This window comes from Sphingobium limneticum (assembly GCF_008710155.1).
Lineage (GTDB): Bacteria > Pseudomonadota > Alphaproteobacteria > Sphingomonadales > Sphingomonadaceae > Sphingobium > Sphingobium limneticum.
Genome location: NZ_VYPZ01000020.1, coordinates 22196 through 39409, shown reverse-complemented (window position 1 = coordinate 39409; position 17214 = coordinate 22196). Strand labels below are relative to the sequence as shown.

Sequence of the window (17214 nt, the reverse complement as noted above, 5' to 3'; positions counted from 1 at the left end):
CGCCAACATGGCTTCCAAATTCTTCGACCATGGCAGGCTGGAGCGGAATATCTCGCTGCTGGGCATCGCCTCTCTGATCGTCGTCGCCATTGGCGGCATCGTGGAAATCGCGCCGCTTTTCTGGATCGACAATACGATCGAGAAGGTGGAGGGGATGCGCCCCTATACCCCGCTCGAACTGGCGGGCCGGAACATCTACATCCGCGAAGGCTGTTACAATTGCCACAGCCAGATGATCCGCCCCTTCCGCGACGAAACGGAGCGCTATGGTCATTACAGCCTGGCGGCGGAGAGTATGTACGACCATCCGTTCCAATGGGGGTCGAAACGCACCGGGCCGGACCTCGCGCGAGTGGGTGGTCGCTATTCGGACGAATGGCATGTCCAGCATTTGAAAGATCCGCGCGCCGTGGTGCCGGAGTCCATCATGCCGACCTATCCTTTCCTCGCCGAGCGCGAGTTGACGGCCGGCGACATGCGCGACGACCTGACCGCGCTGGGGCGGGTGGGTGTGCCCTACAGCAAGGATGATGTGGCCAAGGCGAACGCAGATCTGGCCGCACAGGCCGATCCAAATGCCGACGCCAGCGACCTCCTCAAACGCTATCCCAAGGCGCAGCAGCGCGACTTCGACGGCAATCCCGCCAGGCTGACCGAGATGGATGCGCTGGTCGCCTATCTCCAGATGCTGGGCACGCTTGTCGATGTGGACGCGGCCAAGCCCCAAGAAGACCAGAAAGGGGAGCAGCCGCGATGAGTTACGATGCCTTGCGCCACTTCGCCGACAGCTGGGGGCTGGTCTTCATGGGGGCGACCTATCTTGTCCTCGTCGGCTGTCACTTCCTGCCGCGTGGCCGCCGACACAGCCGCCACGCCTCCACGATGATCTTCCAGAGTGATGAGACGGAGGCCGATCATGGCTGACGGACAGGACAAACATATCGACGTTGCCACCGGCACTGAATTGAAGGGCCATGAGTGGGACGGAATCGCCGAACTGGACACGCCGCTGCCGCGCTGGTGGCTGTGGACCTTCTATGCGACCATCCTCTTCGCGATCGGCTATGTGATTGCGTATCCGGCGATCCCGATGCTGCACGATTATACGCGCGGGGCGCTGGGCTGGTCGAGCCGGGGGGCGCTGGACAAGGAACTGGCTGCGCGGGAAGCGGAAGTCGCGCCGTTGCGGCGAGCGATTGCGGACACCGCCATCACCGACCTGCCCGCCAGGCCGCAACTGATGCAGGCGGCGGTCGAGGGTGGTCGCGCCGCTTTCAAGGTCCATTGCGTCCAGTGCCATGGTTCCGGCGCGGCGGGCGCGAAGGGCTATCCCAACCTCAACGACGACGACTGGCTGTGGGGCGGCGATCTCGCCACGATCGAAAAGACGATCACCGACGGCGTGCGCAACCCCGATCATGCGGAGACGCGCGTATCGATCATGCCCGCATTCGGCCGCGACCAGTTGCTGACCGGCGCGCAGGTCAATGATGTATTGGCCCATGTCCGCGTCATCAGCCGACAAGACAAGACCAGCGCCGCATCGCAACGGGGGGCGAAGGTCTTCGCCGACAATTGCGCGGTCTGCCACGGCGCGGATGGCAAGGGGACGCGGGTGCTGGGCGCCCCCAACCTGACCGACGGCCTCTGGCTCTATGGCGGCGACGCGGAGACGATCCGCGAAACGGTATGGAACAGCCGTCAGGGCGTGATGCCGCGCTGGGACGACAAGCTCGACAAGGCGACCATTCGCATGCTTGCCACCTATGTCCATAGCCTGGGCGGCGGCGAGGCGGCGCCAGTGGAAGCGGGCAATGGCGCGCAATAATCTCTCCGCTTCCGTCACCCCGGGCTTGACCCGGGGTCCAGCTGCCTTTTTCAACAGGCGCGAAGAAGAAGTGGGATCCCGGGTCAAGCCCGGGATGACGGAGATTTTAAGACCCAACGGAATCCCGCCATGCTGATGTCAGCCGGTTCTTCCGATCTCTATGAGAAGCGCAAGGGCGTCTATCCCAAGGCGGTCGACGGCTTCTATCGGCGCCTTAAATGGGCGATCATGGCGATGACGCTGGCCATTTACTGGGGCACGCCATGGCTGCGCTGGGATCGCGGGCCTTATGCGCCCGACCAGGCGGTGCTGATCGATCTGGCGCACCGGCGCTTCTATATGTTCGCGATCGAAATCTGGCCGCATGAATTTTATTATGTCGCCGGCCTGCTCATCATGGCGGGGATCGGGCTGTTTCTGGTGACGTCGGCGGTGGGGCGGGCCTGGTGCGGCTATGCCTGCCCGCAAACGGTGTGGACCGACCTGTATCAGCATGTCGAGCGCGCGATTGATGGCGACCGCAATGCGCAGATCCGGCTGGCGAAGGCACCATGGAGCGCGGCGAAGCTGGCCCGCCGCCTTGCCAAATGGGGCATCTGGCTGGCGATCGCCTTCGCCACCGGCGGCGCCTGGATCTTCTACTTCGCAGATGCGCCCGGCCTTAGCCATGCGTTCTGGACCGGCGGCGCTGCGCCGGTCGCCTATGCGACCGTGGCCGTGCTGACCGCGACGACTTTCCTGCTGGGCGGCTTCATGCGGGAACAGGTGTGCATCTATATGTGCCCTTGGCCGCGCATCCAGACCGCCATGCTGGACGAAACGTCGCTGGTCGTCACCTACAAGGACTGGCGCGGTGAGACGCGCGGCAGCGTGAAGAAAGCGCAGGCCAATCCCGCCCTGTTCGGCGACTGTATCGACTGCAATCAGTGCGTCGCGGTCTGCCCGACCGGCATTGACATTCGCGATGGCGCACAGGTCGGTTGCATCACTTGCGCCTTGTGCATCGACGCTTGCGACACGGTGATGGCGCAGGTGGGGCGGCCGCGCGGCCTGATCGACTATTGCACGCAGGAGGACGCGGAGGCGGAGAGGAAGGGCGCGGCGCCAAAGCCCGTGCTGAACAGGCTGCTGCGACCGCGCACTTTGGCCTATGCGGCGGTGTGGGTGTCGATCGGCGCGGCGATGCTGTTCGCATTGAGCGCGCGCACCCGGATCGACATTGCCGCGCAGCAGGATCGCAACCCGATCTTCGTGCGCCTGTCCGACGGGGCGATCCGCAACGCCTATATGGTCAAGGTCCGCAATATGGAGGCGCGGCCCCGCCCGGTCACGGTTGCCGTCGATGGCCTGCCCGGCGCGATGCTGTGGACCGACGCCATGCCGCGCGAGGCGGCCGCCCCCGCCGTCACCGCCACCGTCCCGGCCGACAGCGTGGCCAAGCTGCGCCTCTTCATCGCGGCGCCCGCCGCCGGCACCGCCCGGCAGGACTTCACCTTCACCGTGCGCGCCACCGATCGCGAAGGCGGCGGCGACAGCGAACCCGCCCGTTTCGAAAGGCCCTGAGATATGATCCGTCGCTTCACCGGCTGGCACATGACCGGCATATTGGTCGCCTTCTTCGCGGTGGTGATTGTCGTGAATGCCCTGATGGCGACCATCGCGGTACAGTCCTTCGGCGGCACGGTGGTCGATAACAGCTATGTCGAAAGCCAGAAGTTCAACCGCTATCTGGCACAGGCACGGATGCAGGATCGGCTCGGCTGGCAGGACGTCATGGCGCTGGATGCGGACCGCCATGTCGCGCTGACGCTGACCGATGCGAAGGGCGTGGCGGTGGCGGGCGCCCGGATCGCGGCGGTGGCGGAGCATCCGCTGGGCCGCGCTCCCGACATACAGCTTATGTTCCATGAGGCGGCGCCGGGGCGCTATGTCAGCGACGTCCGCCTGCCCGCCGGGCGCTGGCAGGTCCGCGCCGATATCGACCATGGCGAACAGCATCTGTTGCAGGAGGTCTTCTGATGGCGACCCAGCTTCTTTTCGCGGAAATCCCTGCGGCCGACAATATCGAAAGCCTGTTTGCGGTCCCTGCGCTGCATTGCGTCGGCTGCATCGCCAAAATCGAACAAGGCCTGGCCAAAGTGCCGGGGATCGAATCCGCGCGGGTCAACATGACCGATAAGCGCGTCGCCATCCGCCACGATCCGACGCTGGAACCGCCGGCGCTGAAGGCCGCGATCGCCGCGATTGGTTTCGAGGCCGATATGCTGGCCGATCCGGGCGTCGATGTCGCGGCGGCGGAGAACAAGGCGCTGATCCGGGCGCTGGCGGTGGCCGGCTTTGCCGCGATGAACATCATGTTGCTGTCCGTGTCCATCTGGTCGGGGGCGGATGGAGCGACGCGGCAGATGTTCCATTGGCTGTCCGCGCTGATCGCGCTGCCGACGGTCGCTTATGCCGGCCAGCCCTTTTTCCGATCCGCCTTCGCCGCTGTGCGGCAAGGGCGCACGAACATGGACGTGCCGATCAGCATCGGAGTGCTGCTGACGACCGGCATGAGCCTGTATGAGACGCTAACCAACGGCCATCATGCCTGGTTCGACGGGGCGGTGATGCTGCTCTTCTTCCTGCTGGCTGGGCGGTGCCTGGACAGCATGATGCGGGTGCGGGCGCGTGCCGGCGTGGCGGCGCTGCTGAAGCAAAGTGCGCCCGGCGCGCTGGTGCTGGACGGGCAGGGGCACAGCCATTGGACGAAGGCCGTCGACCTGCGACCGGGAATGCGAATGCTGGTCGCGGCCGGCGAGCGGCTGGCGGCGGACGGGCGCGTGGTCGAAGGCATGTCGGGCATGGACATCGCTTTCCTGACCGGCGAGAGCGCGCCGGTCCCTGTCGGACCCGGCGACATGGTGCAGGCCGGTGCGCTGAATATTGACGGGCCGATCCATGTCGCGGTGACGGCGGCCGGCCCCGATACGGTCATTGCCGACATCGCCCGGCTGATGGAGCAGGCGGGCCAGGGCAAGTCGCGCTATGTGCGGCTGGCCGACCGGGCGGCGCGGCTCTATGCGCCCTGCGTGCATCTGCTGGCGGCGCTGTCCTTCGCGGGGTGGATGATCGCCGGCGCAAGCGTACATCAGGCGCTGCTGATCGCGGTGGCCGTGCTGCTCATCACTTGCCCCTGCGCGCTCGGGCTGGCGGTGCCGGCGGCGCAGGTGGTGGCGTGCGGCGCGCTGATGCGGCGCGGCGTGCTGGTAAAGGACGGATCGGCGCTGGAGCGATTGGCCGAGGTCGATGAAGTGGTGTTCGACAAGACCGGCACGCTGACGCTGGGGCGCCCGGTGCCGCGCGATCTCGATCGGCTGGCGGCGCAGGACAAGGCGATTCTGCTCGCGCTGGCGTGTGCCAGTCGCCATCCGCTCAGTAATGCGCTGCGGCAGGCACTGAACGGGGGCGAGGCGGCCGCGATCGAGAATGTGCGGGAGGTTGCCGGAGAAGGCGTATTTGGGCGTTATGGGCATGATGACGTGGCGCTCACACGGCCGCGCAGCCTGATCAACCTGTTCGGCCTCGCCAGCGAATATCGGCGTGGCAATCATGCGACCTTGCTTAGCTTCGCCGACGCGCTACGGCCCGATGCGATCGACCTGATTGGTGATTTGAAGCAGGATGGCCTGGCGATCCTGATTGCCAGCGGAGACAGGCCCGAAGCGTTGGAAGATGTCGCGCGCGCGACCGGCACGACCGCGATCGGCCATCTGCGCCCGGCCGACAAGCTGGCGCTGATCGAACGGCTGAAAAGACGGGGTCAAAAGATCTTGATGGTCGGCGACGGCCTCAATGACGGGCCGGCGCTAGCGGCGGGCCATGCCAGCATGGCGCCGGCATCGGCAAGCGATGCTAGCCAGCTGACCGCCGATGCCGTGTTTCTGGGCGACCGGCTGGCGCCCGTTGCCGTCACGCTGCGCGTCGCGCGCCGGACGGTGCGAGTGGTGAAGCAGAATTTCGCGCTCGCCATCGGCTATAATATCCTGGCGGTGCCGCTGGCGATCGCGGGTAAGGTCACGCCGCTGGTCGCGGCGATCGCCATGTCGCTTTCCTCCCTTATCGTCGTCGCCAATGCCCTGCGTCTGAACGGGAGCGCGAAATGACCGGCCTCGTCCTCCTTATCCCCATTGCCCTTTTGTGCGGGCTGGTGGCGCTTTGCGCCTTCTTTCTGGCGCTGCGCAGCGGACAATATGACGATTTGGACGGGGCGGCGATGCGGATGCTGGCCGATGGTGAAGATGAGTAATCCGGAACGCGCGCTACTCATCTTGCGGAAAGACGTTATTTACGACGCTCGGTTTTATCATAGCTTTCTAGCCAGATAAGAACGTTCCCGGCGGCTCCGGTGAACGGCATAGTTGGTTAGCCAAATAATCTCGCGCGAACGGAAGCTATCGCTACATCTAGGCTTGAAACCGGATGGTCGGCTACCGGCCAGTTACAACAGTTTTCAGGACGATACATTGTCATGAACAATCCGATTGGCATGGTCAGCGGGATTGGCGATAGCGACGCAATTCGGTTTAACGGAGTCGCAGGGCGTTCCATCGCATATCTAGCAGGAGTGGGGACTTGAGGGGGTTTCGGCGCTCGGCGCGAACGTGGCGGAGATTGCCCGCCGTGCCGATCTGCGGCCGAACCAGATCTACAGATGGCGGCGGCAAATGGGGCAGGCAGCCCAAGGCTTTGCAGAAGTGCAGGTGCAGCCCGATCCGATGCCAGTGAGCGGATCGGCGATCACCGTGGAGTTCGAGCGGGCGATTGTGCGTATTCCCGCTGGCGCATCACCTGGGCTGGTGTCGGCAGTGCTGCGGTCGGTCAAGCCGTGATCCCAGTCCCCTCCGGCGTTCGGATATGGATTGCAACGGGGCAGACGGACATGTGGCGCTGCATGCGCAGCCTGGCCCTGCAGGTGCAGCAAAGTTTCGGACGTGATCCCTACGCGGGCGACCTCTACATTTTCAGGGGACGCCGCGGCGACCTCTGCAAGATCATCTGGCACGATGGCGTCGGCATGTCGCTTTATGCCAAGGCTCTCCTGAGCAACTGTGTTCATGCATTGCGATATTTGGTGTTGTTTTTGACCATAGCGTTGAGCGTGATGAGGAGCTTTCGCATGGTGGCGACGATCGCAAGCTTGAAAGGTTTGCCGGCGCCGCGCAGCCGTCTGGTTGTGGCGGCGAAGTCCCCTTTGCCTGAGCGCGCGATGGTGAGCGCTGCTAGGTAGAGGGAACGTCTGACGCTTGGCCTGCCGTCCGGGCAGCGTCCAGGCCGGCTGGTGTTGCCGCTTTGCCGATCGAACGGCGCCAGACCGGCAAGGGCTGCAACCTGTCGGCTGGAAAGGCGTCTGAGTTCGGGCATGCGCGCCAGTAGGCATGCAGCCACGATCGGCCCTACACCAGGTGCGGCGCCTAGCCGTACCTGCAAGGGTGCTGTCTGTAGGAGACGACGTGGGGTGAATCAGAAGGGATCAGGGCTTGAACGCCGTAACGGTCTGACTAATCTCGCCGAACGGGCTGTCGCCGGTTCCGGCGGTCATTCGCACATGGTCGCCGAAGTGGAGGAAGGGCGTGACGGACTTGCCTTGGTCGATCATCTCGATCGCGCGCCGTTCGGACAAGCAGGTCGATCCCACTTGCTCGTAATCAGCGTCAGACACCGTGCCGGAGCCAATGATCGTCCCTGCACATAGATGCCGCGTGCGGGCGGCGTGGGCGATCAGTTCATGGAATCCATAGCCCATGCCTTCGCCTGACGGGTTTCCGAACCATGCGCCGTTAATCTCCACGCGCAGCGGCAGGCAAACGCGGCCATTGCGCCAATTGCCCCCAAGCTCGTCAGGCGTGATTGCGATCGGCGCGGCGCTGCACGCGGGCTTTGCCTGGATCCAGCCGAAACCGGTCTTCATTTCCGTCGGGGCCACAGCGCGCAGCGACCAGTCGTTGATCAGGAGGATGAGGCGGATATGCCCCATGGCGTCCTGCGCCGAACAGCCCATCGGCACGTCATCGGTGACGATGGCAAATTCGCCTTCGAAATCGATGAAGTCTGCTTCGGTTGGGAAGGCGACATCTTCCTGCGGGGCCAGGAAGCAATGACTCATGCCCTGATACATCAGGGGAAGGTCGGTTTCGATCGGGGGATGATTGAACGCCCGTTGCATCAGAGCGCCATGATTTGCGAAGGCCGACCCGTCCAGCCATTGCCAGGTGCGCGGTAGCGGAGCGAGCAGGGTGGCTTGATCGACGCTATCGCCCCCACCGGCCTCCAGCGTCGCCGAAAGGGATGCCGCGTCATCCAGCAACGCGTTCCAATCGGTGATCGCATGCAGCAGGTTAGGCCAGCGCGCACCGAGCGGCAGGCCGCGTGCGCCGTCCCGCGATAAGAGTATCAACTCCCCATCGGGGGTGCCGTTGGCGCACGTTGCGAAACGCATGGGCCTGTTTCCTTCCAATACTATCTTAGAATGTCGACGCGTGGATCACTCCGCGCGCCGGCTCAACATTCATCGTTTCAGCTCAGCGTCGAATGCGCCGTCGATCAGGATGAAGACGATGCGGCAATTGCGGTCGGAACGGTTGGACCAGCCATGGTTAGTGCCGCGCTGGATCACGATGTCGCCAGCGCGCACGGTGGTTTCGCCTTCGTCCATGATCAGGACCAGTTCGCCCTCGACCACGATGCCATAGTCGATAGTCTCGGTCCGGTGCATCAGCGCGTGGCGCGATCCTTCGCCATGATGAGCGGAGGCGTCATGCGCGCCGACTTCGGCGAAATGGGCGCGGGCTTCCTCGGGCGTCATGGTGCGGATGCCTTCGCCCTCAGGCGGGATGTCGAGTACGCGGATGCGCGTACCGTTCTTCGGCGCGGCCAGGATGATGCCCTGTTCGGCCGGTTCGAAAGAGTCAGCGTCGATGGGCGCGGGCGTGGCCTGCGTGTTCCAGACCTCGTGGAACATTGGGCCGATGTCCCCGCCGACACGCTGTACGCGCTGGACCGGGGCGTCTTCCTGAATGATCGCGCGACCGGAGGCGTCGTGACCGGTGACGATGCGGCGAACGGAGGCAAAATCCATGAGCATATTTCCTAGGTAAGGGGTGCGCCGCGAACCATGCGTCGCAGCACATGCCGGGTGACCCACGCGCCAAGGACGGCGCCGTAGATGATCTTCATGAGGAGGGCGACCGGCCATTCCAGTGTGGCGACAATACTGAACATCCAGAAAGACGCGATCACCGCGCCAAGCAACAGAGCATACAGGACTGAGACGAAGGCAGTCCGCAACAGCCATTGCACCGTCACCGGACGACCATTGTCGCCGGCCAGACGCCCGGTCCGTTGGGCGCGTCGTGCGATCATGCCTGGCACCATGCAGGCCATGAGTGCCACAGCAGCGCTTTGCGGCAGGAAATCGATGGCATAGCCCCATTCCCCCGCCGCAATGCGCCACGCCGTGCCGAAGATGGCGAAGAAGAACAACGCGCTGATCACGCCATTGATCGCAGCGCTGACGATCGTCTCGCGCACGATATAAGCGATGACTTGACCGGTCTGCTCTTGCTCAGCCATCATGCGCTTTGTCCGCGCAGGGTTTCGGCGAACCAGTCGGCGATATAGTCGCGGCCATAGGACATATTGTCCGCGCCGACATGCTCCACGCCGCCTTCTCGCTCGGTGAACAGTTTAAGCGCGCGGTTGGGGCTGTTGACCAGCTGGTCATAGCAGTCATGGGCATAATCGACGCTGATCTGCCGGTCTTTTGCGCCATGGGTGACGAGGAAGGGCACCTTGATCCCGTCCATATGGCCGTTGAGGTTCATGCCCTCAGCCTTGGCCAGGAAGTCGTCCATGTCGCTCGCGCCAAAGGCCCACATGACATGCGCCCAATAATGGGGAACGGGGTTTTCGCCCTCGCGTTTCAGGCGCTTCTGCTGGACTTCGGCCCAATTGTGGTTCGCGCCCCAGACGGCACCGCTGGCAAAGCGCGGTTCATAAGCGACCGCGCGCGGCGCGAAATGGCCGCCCAGCGAAATACCCGTCATGCCGATGCGCCTGGGATCGACATCCTGCTGCTGCTCCAGCCAGTCGACCGCTTTGCTCGCCCAGTTTTCGCTATGCGGATCGACAGGCAGGTTCTGGAGGCGGAGTGCTTCGCCCGACCCCGGCTGATCGACGCAGAGCGTTGAAATGCCGCGTCGTGCCAGTGCTTCGGGCAGGCGCGACCAGTAGAGCAGCTCCTTGCAGCTATCGAGGCCGTTACAATAGATTACGACGGGATGGTGGCCTTCCCCCGGTGCGCTCGTGTAGAGCGCAGGCATCGTGCCAGTAACGAGCGGAATTTCCACGCGCCGACGGTTGATCTGGCCTAGCGCGGTGGACCGATCGAATGTGTCGCGCGCCTTGCCATAGGTGGCCTGACGACCGGGATGGCCATGGCCCTGCATGCGTTCGGCGTTGAATAGATAGAGCGACGCGCGCTCCAGCTTGTCAGAGGCGGAGAAGGCGTGGCCCTGCGCCACATCTTCATCTGCTAGGTCGATCAGCTTGTCGGCCATCGCGACCCACTGCGCCATGAACATGGGCGTGCCCGCGTCCGCGCCTGATGAGGCCGCGTCCTTGATCGGCTGGCACATATCGACGATCTCGCCGATGCGCCCGCCGCTCTCCATCGCGATCGCGACTGACAGGTTCCAGATATAGTTGGGGAAATATTCGAATAAAGCCATCGATCAGACCTCCGTCGCCTGGAACAGGCCCTTGTCGGGCGCTGCATGCGGCATGGTCTGGGGACCACCGACGCCGATGCCCCATTGATCCATGATGCCGGGCGCGGGGGCATGGACCTGCGCTTCATGACCCTCGAAGTCCACGTCCTCCAGTTCCGAACTATATTCGACCGCAAAGCCAGCGGGCGTAGTGAAATAGCTGAAAGTGTTGTTGCCCGCCGTGTGACGGCCCGGACCCCAGCGGATGTCGGTGCCTTTCAGCCGCAGCCGGTTGATGCCGACCATCATGTCGTCGAGCGTAAGCATGTCATAGGCGACATGGTTGAGGCAGGGCGGCCCGGGCAGGAAGGCGATGCGATGATGCGCGCTGTTGCAGCGCAGGAAGCACATGAAATCGCCGAGCCAGTCGCTGACCTTGAAGCCCAGCACGTGGCAGAACCACTCGACCATCGTCTTGTGATCAGGCGAATGCAGCACGATGTGGCTGATCTTCTGCGGCACGCCTTCCCATCGGGTCAGTTCTCGCGCGGTGCGGCGGGCGACGTCACTCGATATTTCGAAGGTCAAGCCGTCAGGCGAGAAGAAGCGGAAGCCATAGCCACCGCCTAGGGTATCGAGATCCTTGGGCGTGAAGATGATGCGGCAGCCCGATGCGACGACCTTGTCATGCAAGACGTCGACATCGGCGCGGCTGTCGGCGGCCAGCGCGATCACGTCGATGCGTTGTTCCTCCGCCTGGCGCAGGCGCACTACATGATGCTCGTCCCCCCCATCGGCAGCGAGATAGACCATCCCGTCCTTTTCGCCTGCCTCGACGAGCTTCCACTGGTCGGCGTAGAAAGCCCGCTCAGCCTCCAGATCGGGCATGGCGTAACCCACATAACGAATTTCTGTAACGCGGCTCATATCTGGCTCCTTCAGATCGGCTGGGATACCATCGCGAACATGTCCGCGGTGGCTTTATGATTGTCGACGGGAGCGCCCTTACCGAGCTGACCCATGCATATTTCGAGCGATTTTTCCACGATGTAACGGCAACGATCGACGCGCCGCTCATGATAGGCGGTCAGCGCGCTTTCCAGATCATCATGGCTGGCCAGTTCCTCCGCCAGCACGATGCTGTCCTCGATCGCCATGCCCGCGCCCTGGCCCAGATGAGGCGTGGTGGCATGTACGGCGTCGCCCAACAAGGCGATGCGGCCTTTATGCCAGGGGCCGTCCACCATCAACGTTTCGAGCGGACGATAGACGACTTCGGCGTCGTCGGTGATATATTCTCCAAAGGCCCGGATCGCTGGGGAGCAATTGGCGATTTTAGCGCGCATGGCGCGCGCGAGACCGTCACGCGGATATCGCGGATTGTCCGGTTCTGACGTAGTCACGAACATATACATCAGGCTTTGGGAAATCGGCACCAGACCGACGCCGGTCGGACCATTATAGGCCTGAAGAGAATCCATGCCTTCGGGACGGGGCAGGTTGTAACGCCACACGGCCTGGCCGGTATAATGGGGCAAGGGCTCATCAGGGAACAGCATCTTGCGGGTCTGCGAATAGACGCCGTCCGCACCAACGGCCAGATCGAAGCTGCCTTGCGTGCCGTCGGAAAACGCCACCGCCACTTGGTCGCCCTGATCGTCGATCTTCGTCGCCGTGACGCCCAGCCGCATTTTGGCTCCCGATGCGATCGTGCGATCGCCCAGCACCTTATGCAGGGCCGGGCGGCCGACGCCGAGGTTGGCAGGATAGCCTTCGACCAGACGGGGGGAGGGGACGCGCGCGACCTTGGTGCCGTCGGGGGCGAACACCTCGACCGTGTCGAAGCCGGCACCAGCGGCGACATATTCCTCCAGAAGGCCCAGATGATCCATGGCGCGCAGGACGTTGGATTGCTGGATGATGCCCACGCCATAGACCGACCAATCCGAGTTCCGCTCGATGACGGTGACGTCGAACCCTTTGCGGCGCAGCGCAATGGCGGATGTAAGGCCACCTATACCCCCGCCGATAATGAGAATAGTCTTGTTGTCCATTGTCCGTCCGGTGCCTCATGAGAAAGGGGCGATAGGAGAAGAAATCAGAAGCGGTCGAGATCGTTGGCGATCGTTACTGATCCAGTGAAAGTCTTGGTGATGGCAGCGCCATAGGCGCGGGTCCGCACGGCATCGGGCATGCCGCCGGCGATATGTGTGACGGCCAGTGCCTTCACTTTCGCACGCGCAGCCAGCGCGCCGACTTCCTGCGGCGTGAGGTGATGCCTGGTCAGATGCTGGATCATCACCGCCTTGACGTCCGCGGGCATGTTTGGGCTGGTGCGCGCCACGCGATCCATGGTGGCGTCCATGTCGATCATTTCACTGACCAGCAGGTCGGCACCCAACGCGAGGCGCTCGACCGCGGGGCTGGGTCCGGTGTCGCCCGTATAGGCGATCGATCGTTCGGGCAGGTCGAACCGCAGTGCGAAGGATTTATAGTTGCGATCCTCCACGCTGCCCGGCGTGAAATCATAATGGGTATTTTGCGCGACGCTGACTTTCATATCGTCCACGCGGATAGTTTCACCGTCCTGCAATTCGATCACCGACACGGTATTTCCAGGCGGCGTCCAGGATTTTCCGGGGATGCCATAGCCCGCCTTGGCCGATGGTTGTAGGCTGGCGACCAGGCCGGCCACGAATTCACGCGTGCCGGGCGGACCATAGATGGTCAGCACATCGCGCGCCTCAGTCTGGTTGCGCAATCCCAATATTGCCGCCAGCCCCCCGATATGATCGACATGCAGATGGCTGAGGAAAATGGCGCGGATGCCCGATAGGGGCAGGCCCGCCCGCGCCATCTGTTCCACAGTGCCGTCCCCTGTATCGACCAGATAGGTTTTCCGGTCGTGGATGATGGCGTTGGCAGGTTGCGACCGATGCCCGTCCGGCACCGGACCGCCCATCGTTCCCAATGTGACGAAGGCGGTACGCGGCTGGCTGTCGGCAGCCGCCGCGACACTAGCCAGCAGGGCGGTCACGCCGAATAACGCCGCGCAGGTGATCCGGGCTGACATCAGGCTCACAGGTTGAAGCCCAGGCGCACGCCGTAGGTACGCGGCGGCCGCAACGTGCCGACCGGGAAGTCGAGGATCGGGCGCGTGCCGGCGCGGGCCAGAACTTCCTTATCCTCGATATTGTTAATGAAGGCCGTAACGCTCCATTTGTCCTGCGGTCCTTCCAGCGTCAGAAATGCGTCGGACATCATGAAGCTGCCCTGCTTTTCCTCCGACCGGAAATTCGAGTTCATGTAGCGGCTGGTTTCGATGTTCGAGCGCACACCTGCCACCAGCACCATATCTCCGCCGATATGGAAGCTGTGCTGATAGCCCATATTGAGCGCCCAGCGCGGGGAGTTGACCGTGGGCTTGCCCGAACAGTCAATGTCATAGAAGCGCGCACTATTGATGCCGGGATTGGCGAGCCGTGATCCTGTAATGCTGCAGCCTGTGGTGACGGGCGCGCCGGTGGGGGAAAAGTTGGCGGTTTGCAGGCCCTTATATTTGCCGTTCAGATATTGAACGTTGACGTTAAACAGATCGTCGCGGGTCGGCGCGAAGCGAGCCTCGATTTCCGTACCGAAGATGCGCGACTTGCCCGCGTTGGTGGTGAGCGACCCTTGCGCGAAAAGGCCATTGCCAGTCTGCACCCCACCTACGAATGTCACCTGCTGGTCCTTATAATCCCAGTAGAAGGCTTCGATATTGAGCTGTAGCTTGTTGCCAAAGAAGCGGTTCTTGGCTCCGATCGTATAGGCAGTCAGGCTTTCCGGGCGGAAGCTGTTGGTGGGTGGGGCCGCGACGTAGAAACCGCCCGATTTGAAGCCGGTAGCGACATTCGCATAAACCAAGGAGGCCGGGCCGGCATCGAGTTCAATCCCGGCTTTCCAGGTGAATTTATTGAACCTGAGGTCGCCAGTCACGGGTATGCCCAGTGGCGGGTCGACAGGGCCGGGCAATCCTCCGCCCGCCGACGCTGTAAGTTGCGACTTGTCTTCCTGTGTGTAGCGTCCGCCCGCAATCAGGCGCAGTGCGTCGGTAATGTCAAAGGTCAGCTGACCGAAGGCGGCCAGGCTCTGCGTTTTAAGGCGGGGGGTGAAGCGGGTGGTGGACAGTCGGCCCTGACGGAAATAGTTGAGCGTGTCCTGCTGCTCATTGAAAAAGAAGCCGCCCAGGACATAGCGCAGCCGCTGGTCGGCGGCGGATGTCAGGCGCATTTCAAGCGACATCTGCTCTGCATTATCCTGTATCTCGCCACGGAAACCGGGGAGGTAGGTGCGGAAATCCGCTTCCGACTTGCGCCAGGCGGGGATGACCGACAGTGTGGCAAAGCCCATGTCGCCATCGACCTGCGCGCTCAGCCCGTAGAAATGATTGTCGAGATAGCCGTCCGAACGCGCATTTTCGATGCAGCCGCTGGTGATGAAGCCGCCTGCGCAAAAAGGCGGGGCAAACAAGGTGGAAGCATAGCCGTTGATGGCGGCGAGCGCGCGCGGATCGGAAATGCTGACCCGATCATTTACCGAGGGCACGGCGAAAGCCTTGCTGGGCAACAGCACCGCGCCACCACCCTTGCCTCCCTGATGATAATAGTCGCCCACGATGTTGATCGACCAGATGTCCGACGGCTTGAGCAGGAAGGATGCACGCACTGCTTCGCCCTTGTCATCGTCATAGCCGTCGGAAATATAGCCGTCGCGATCGACCACTTGGCCCGCGACGCGCAGCGCGGCGACTTCGCCGAACGGCACGTTGACCGCCAGGAAGCCCTTTTTGCTGTCGTAGTTGCCATATTCGGCTAGGCCTTCGACGCCGAATTTGCCGAGAACTGGCTTTTTGGGCAGGACGTTGATCGCGCCGCCGGTCGCGTTGCGACCATAAAGCGTACCTTGCGGTCCCTTGACCACCTCAACCCGCTCTAGATCGTAGAAGACACCGGCGGGCGCAGTCGGGCGACCGACATAGACGCCGTTGAAATTGAAGGCGATCGCATTTTCGGAGAAGCTATTCTGCGAGTTGGTGCCGACGCCGCGCAGAAAGAAACTGGTCGTCCCGCCGGTCGGCTGCACTACGAGGGCAGGCACCAACTTGCCGAGGTTGGACGTTTCGGTGATGCCCGACCGGGTCAGGTCGTCGCCGGTCACGGCTGTCACGGCGATGGCAGCCTTTTGCAAGCTTTCCTCGCGCCGCTGCGCGGTCACGACGATTTCCGCCAGTCCACCGTCAGATACCTGCGTGTTCTGCGCAAACACCATCTGCGGCACGATGGCGCTGCTCAGAATGGTGGCACTCCAAAGAATTTTTTTTATCATACATCCTCCCTATTCGCCCGATCTTTGCGGGATGGATGGTGGGTGACATAGTTCGAAAAAGCAGTAAAATGGATGATATATGTCGAAAACAAGCAATGGGATTGATGGTTGTGAGGCTGGACCGTTTTGATCTCAACCTGCTAGTCGCGTTCGACATTTTGGTGGAGGAACGAAATGTAACGCGCGCGGCCAAGCGCCTAAACCTCACGCAATCCGCCATGAGTGCGGCTTTGCGCCGCTTGCGCGAAGCATTCTCCGACGAAATCCTGGTGCAGCATGGGAAGAAGATGATTCCCACCGCTTCCGCGCTTTCCCTCGCGCCCGAAATTTCCGGCGTGGTAGCGGATCTGCGTGGGATCATCGCGCGCGGGCTGTCCTTCGACCCGGCGCACAGCCAGCGCATTTTCCGCATTGTCGCATCCGACTATGTCACCACAGTGCTGATTGGTCCCATGCTCGAACGGATGCAGAAGTCCGCACCGGGCGTGCGGATAGAGATCACGCTGCCCCGCAACGACATTCATGGCCGGCTTGAGGATGGCGAGCTGGACTTCATCGTCGCGCCCGAACGTTTCCTGGAAGGGCCGCATCCGCGCGAACTTTTGTTCGAGGAGCGCCATGTCGTCGTCGGGTGGTCAGGCAACCCCATGTTGCAGGAGCCGCTGACCGAAGACTATTATTATAGCGCCGGTCATGTCGCCGTCAGCGTATCGCGCGATGGCACCTTCATCGAAAATCACCTGCGCGAACATGGCGACCGCCGTCGGATAGAGATTATCTGCGCCGCCTTTAGCCAAGTGGCCTGGATGTTGCCGGGAACGACTAGGCTCGCCCTGATGCACGAGCGTCTTGCAAAGGTTATGGCGTCACGATTGCCCCTTCGGATACTGAATGCGCCCATCGAGCTGCCGGTCATGCGCGAAATGCTGCAATATCATCATGCACGGTCGGCGGACACGGGACTAATATGGTTTCGCGATCAGCTCCGCGATGCTGCAGCGGATCGGATCGTCTGAGACGACAGCCTGATCCAATTTTGTCGTATTTCTCCGGCAAGTCACAGATTATATTGATCATTTGGCAGTGATAAAAACCACTATACCGATCAGCTCGACCACGTAAGGCAAATAGCAAAAACTGTGAACCGGCGGCGAAGCTGACACCCAGATTTGGCCGCCTCAACTGTCTGAAGGAGTTCAGGAAGGAGGGATTGCGCTGGGCTTCCAGTCAGCGCTTATTGAGACCCCGCTTTTGGACATTTCTCGTTGCAAT

At 62.5% G+C, this 17214-nt stretch carries 18 protein-coding genes and 1 pseudogene; 10 read left to right on the top strand and 9 right to left on the bottom strand.

Annotation, left to right across the window (positions count from 1 at the left end; genetic code table 11):
- Positions 1-7: 7 nt before the first annotated feature.
- The 9 genes and pseudogenes from ccoO to tnpB form a co-directional block, all read left to right on the top strand.
- The gene (gene ccoO / locus F4U94_RS18105) at positions 8-757 is read left to right on the top strand and encodes a cytochrome-c oxidase, cbb3-type subunit II (RefSeq protein ID WP_120252857.1); all 750 of its coding nucleotides are present in this window, start codon (positions 8-10) and stop codon (positions 755-757) included.
- Entirely contained in the window at positions 754-924 is a 171-nt protein-coding gene (locus F4U94_RS18100; protein ID WP_120252858.1) for a cbb3-type cytochrome c oxidase subunit 3, read from the top strand. The genes ccoO and F4U94_RS18100 overlap by 4 nt, the downstream gene beginning before the upstream one ends.
- On the top strand, positions 917-1828 hold the full coding sequence (ccoP, locus tag F4U94_RS18095; RefSeq protein WP_120252859.1) for a cytochrome-c oxidase, cbb3-type subunit III: 912 nt from the start codon (positions 917-919) through the stop codon (positions 1826-1828). The genes F4U94_RS18100 and ccoP overlap by 8 nt, the downstream gene beginning before the upstream one ends.
- A 129-nt stretch (positions 1829-1957) precedes the next feature.
- Positions 1958-3391: a cytochrome c oxidase accessory protein CcoG gene (gene ccoG, locus F4U94_RS18090; protein WP_120252860.1), complete on the top strand. Its 1434-nt coding sequence runs from the start codon at positions 1958-1960 to the stop codon at positions 3389-3391.
- 3 nt (positions 3392-3394) lie between these two features.
- Entirely contained in the window at positions 3395-3847 is a 453-nt protein-coding gene (locus F4U94_RS18085) for a FixH family protein (RefSeq protein WP_120252861.1), read from the top strand.
- The gene (locus F4U94_RS18080) at positions 3847-5973 is read left to right on the top strand and encodes a heavy metal translocating P-type ATPase (RefSeq protein ID WP_120252862.1); all 2127 of its coding nucleotides are present in this window, start codon (positions 3847-3849) and stop codon (positions 5971-5973) included. The genes F4U94_RS18085 and F4U94_RS18080 overlap by 1 nt, the downstream gene beginning before the upstream one ends.
- Entirely contained in the window at positions 5970-6116 is a 147-nt protein-coding gene (gene ccoS / locus F4U94_RS18075) for a cbb3-type cytochrome oxidase assembly protein CcoS (RefSeq protein WP_120252863.1), read from the top strand. Before F4U94_RS18080 ends, ccoS begins: the two co-directional genes overlap by 4 nt.
- A gap of 355 nt (positions 6117-6471) precedes the next feature.
- On the top strand, positions 6472-6699 hold the full coding sequence (locus F4U94_RS18070; protein WP_120252864.1) for a transposase: 228 nt from the start codon (positions 6472-6474) through the stop codon (positions 6697-6699).
- Positions 6696-6896, top strand: a pseudogene (gene tnpB / locus F4U94_RS25580) (IS66 family insertion sequence element accessory protein TnpB); the annotation flags it as partial. The gene F4U94_RS18070 and the pseudogene tnpB, both read left to right, overlap by 4 nt.
- Positions 6897-6922: 26 nt before the next feature.
- On the opposite strand, the gene F4U94_RS25575 reads toward tnpB, so the two are convergent.
- The 9 genes from F4U94_RS25575 to F4U94_RS18020 all read right to left on the bottom strand — a co-directional run bounded on the left by F4U94_RS25575 (position 6923) and on the right by F4U94_RS18020 (position 15942).
- The gene (locus tag F4U94_RS25575) at positions 6923-7231 is read right to left on the bottom strand and encodes a transposase (RefSeq protein WP_425505087.1); all 309 of its coding nucleotides are present in this window, start codon (positions 7229-7231) and stop codon (positions 6923-6925) included.
- Positions 7232-7340: 109 nt separating this feature from the next.
- Complete coding sequence (locus F4U94_RS18055) at positions 7341-8306, bottom strand: fumarylacetoacetate hydrolase family protein (protein ID WP_120252867.1); 966 nt, start codon at positions 8304-8306, stop codon at positions 7341-7343.
- A 69-nt stretch (positions 8307-8375) separates the two neighbouring features.
- Positions 8376-8945, bottom strand: a complete 570-nt coding sequence (locus F4U94_RS18050; protein WP_120252868.1) for a cupin domain-containing protein — start codon at positions 8943-8945, stop codon at positions 8376-8378.
- 11 nt (positions 8946-8956) lie between these two features.
- Entirely contained in the window at positions 8957-9442 is a 486-nt protein-coding gene (locus F4U94_RS18045; protein ID WP_145986293.1) for a hypothetical protein, read from the bottom strand.
- Positions 9439-10596 carry an alpha/beta hydrolase family protein gene (locus F4U94_RS18040; RefSeq protein WP_120252870.1) on the bottom strand — a complete coding sequence of 386 codons (1158 nt, stop codon included), beginning with the start codon at positions 10594-10596 and terminating at the stop codon, positions 9439-9441. The genes F4U94_RS18045 and F4U94_RS18040 overlap by 4 nt, the downstream gene beginning before the upstream one ends.
- Positions 10597-10599: 3 nt before the next feature.
- Positions 10600-11502 carry a VOC family protein gene (locus F4U94_RS18035; RefSeq protein ID WP_120252871.1) on the bottom strand — a complete coding sequence of 301 codons (903 nt, stop codon included), beginning with the start codon at positions 11500-11502 and terminating at the stop codon, positions 10600-10602.
- Between the two features lie 11 nt (positions 11503-11513).
- A complete protein-coding gene (locus F4U94_RS18030) occupies positions 11514-12629 on the bottom strand; it encodes an FAD-dependent oxidoreductase (RefSeq protein ID WP_120252872.1) in 1116 nt (371 codons plus the stop codon).
- A 44-nt stretch (positions 12630-12673) separates the two neighbouring features.
- On the bottom strand, positions 12674-13648 hold the full coding sequence (locus F4U94_RS18025; protein WP_120253514.1) for an MBL fold metallo-hydrolase: 975 nt from the start codon (positions 13646-13648) through the stop codon (positions 12674-12676).
- 5 nt (positions 13649-13653) lie between these two features.
- A complete protein-coding gene (locus F4U94_RS18020) occupies positions 13654-15942 on the bottom strand; it encodes a TonB-dependent receptor (RefSeq protein ID WP_120252873.1) in 2289 nt (762 codons plus the stop codon).
- 104 nt (positions 15943-16046) lie between these two features.
- Between F4U94_RS18020 and F4U94_RS18015 the strand changes: the two genes are divergently transcribed.
- On the top strand, positions 16047-16958 hold the full coding sequence (locus F4U94_RS18015; protein WP_246171684.1) for a LysR family transcriptional regulator: 912 nt from the start codon (positions 16047-16049) through the stop codon (positions 16956-16958).
- Positions 16959-17214: the final 256 nt, after the last annotated feature.

Excerpts from the sequence above, each read along its gene's own strand:
- F4U94_RS18080 (WP_120252862.1), top strand. The coding sequence starts at position 3,847 with ATGGCGACCCAGCTTCTTTTCGCGGAAATCCCTGCGGCCGACAATATC.
- ccoS (WP_120252863.1), top strand. The coding sequence starts at position 5,970 with ATGACCGGCCTCGTCCTCCTTATCCCCATTGCCCTTTTGTGCGGGCTG.
- F4U94_RS18040 (WP_120252870.1), bottom strand. The coding sequence starts at position 10,596 with ATGGCTTTATTCGAATATTTCCCCAACTATATCTGGAACCTGTCAGTC.
- F4U94_RS18055 (WP_120252867.1), bottom strand. The coding sequence starts at position 8,306 with ATGCGTTTCGCAACGTGCGCCAACGGCACCCCCGATGGGGAGTTGATA.
- F4U94_RS18100 (WP_120252858.1), top strand. The coding sequence starts at position 754 with ATGAGTTACGATGCCTTGCGCCACTTCGCCGACAGCTGGGGGCTGGTC.
- ccoO (WP_120252857.1), top strand. The coding sequence starts at position 8 with ATGGCTTCCAAATTCTTCGACCATGGCAGGCTGGAGCGGAATATCTCG.
- F4U94_RS18015 (WP_246171684.1), top strand. The coding sequence starts at position 16,047 with ATGGTTGTGAGGCTGGACCGTTTTGATCTCAACCTGCTAGTCGCGTTC.
- ccoP (WP_120252859.1), top strand. The coding sequence starts at position 917 with ATGGCTGACGGACAGGACAAACATATCGACGTTGCCACCGGCACTGAA.
- F4U94_RS25575 (WP_425505087.1), bottom strand. The coding sequence starts at position 7,231 with ATGCCCGAACTCAGACGCCTTTCCAGCCGACAGGTTGCAGCCCTTGCC.
- ccoG (WP_120252860.1), top strand. The coding sequence starts at position 1,958 with ATGCTGATGTCAGCCGGTTCTTCCGATCTCTATGAGAAGCGCAAGGGC.
- F4U94_RS18050 (WP_120252868.1), bottom strand. The coding sequence starts at position 8,945 with ATGGATTTTGCCTCCGTTCGCCGCATCGTCACCGGTCACGACGCCTCC.
- F4U94_RS18025 (WP_120253514.1), bottom strand. The coding sequence starts at position 13,648 with ATGTCAGCCCGGATCACCTGCGCGGCGTTATTCGGCGTGACCGCCCTG.
- F4U94_RS18085 (WP_120252861.1), top strand. The coding sequence starts at position 3,395 with ATGATCCGTCGCTTCACCGGCTGGCACATGACCGGCATATTGGTCGCC.
- F4U94_RS18045 (WP_145986293.1), bottom strand. The coding sequence starts at position 9,442 with ATGATGGCTGAGCAAGAGCAGACCGGTCAAGTCATCGCTTATATCGTG.
- F4U94_RS18020 (WP_120252873.1), bottom strand. The coding sequence starts at position 15,942 with ATGATAAAAAAAATTCTTTGGAGTGCCACCATTCTGAGCAGCGCCATC.
- F4U94_RS18035 (WP_120252871.1), bottom strand. The coding sequence starts at position 11,502 with ATGAGCCGCGTTACAGAAATTCGTTATGTGGGTTACGCCATGCCCGAT.
- F4U94_RS18030 (WP_120252872.1), bottom strand. The coding sequence starts at position 12,629 with ATGGACAACAAGACTATTCTCATTATCGGCGGGGGTATAGGTGGCCTT.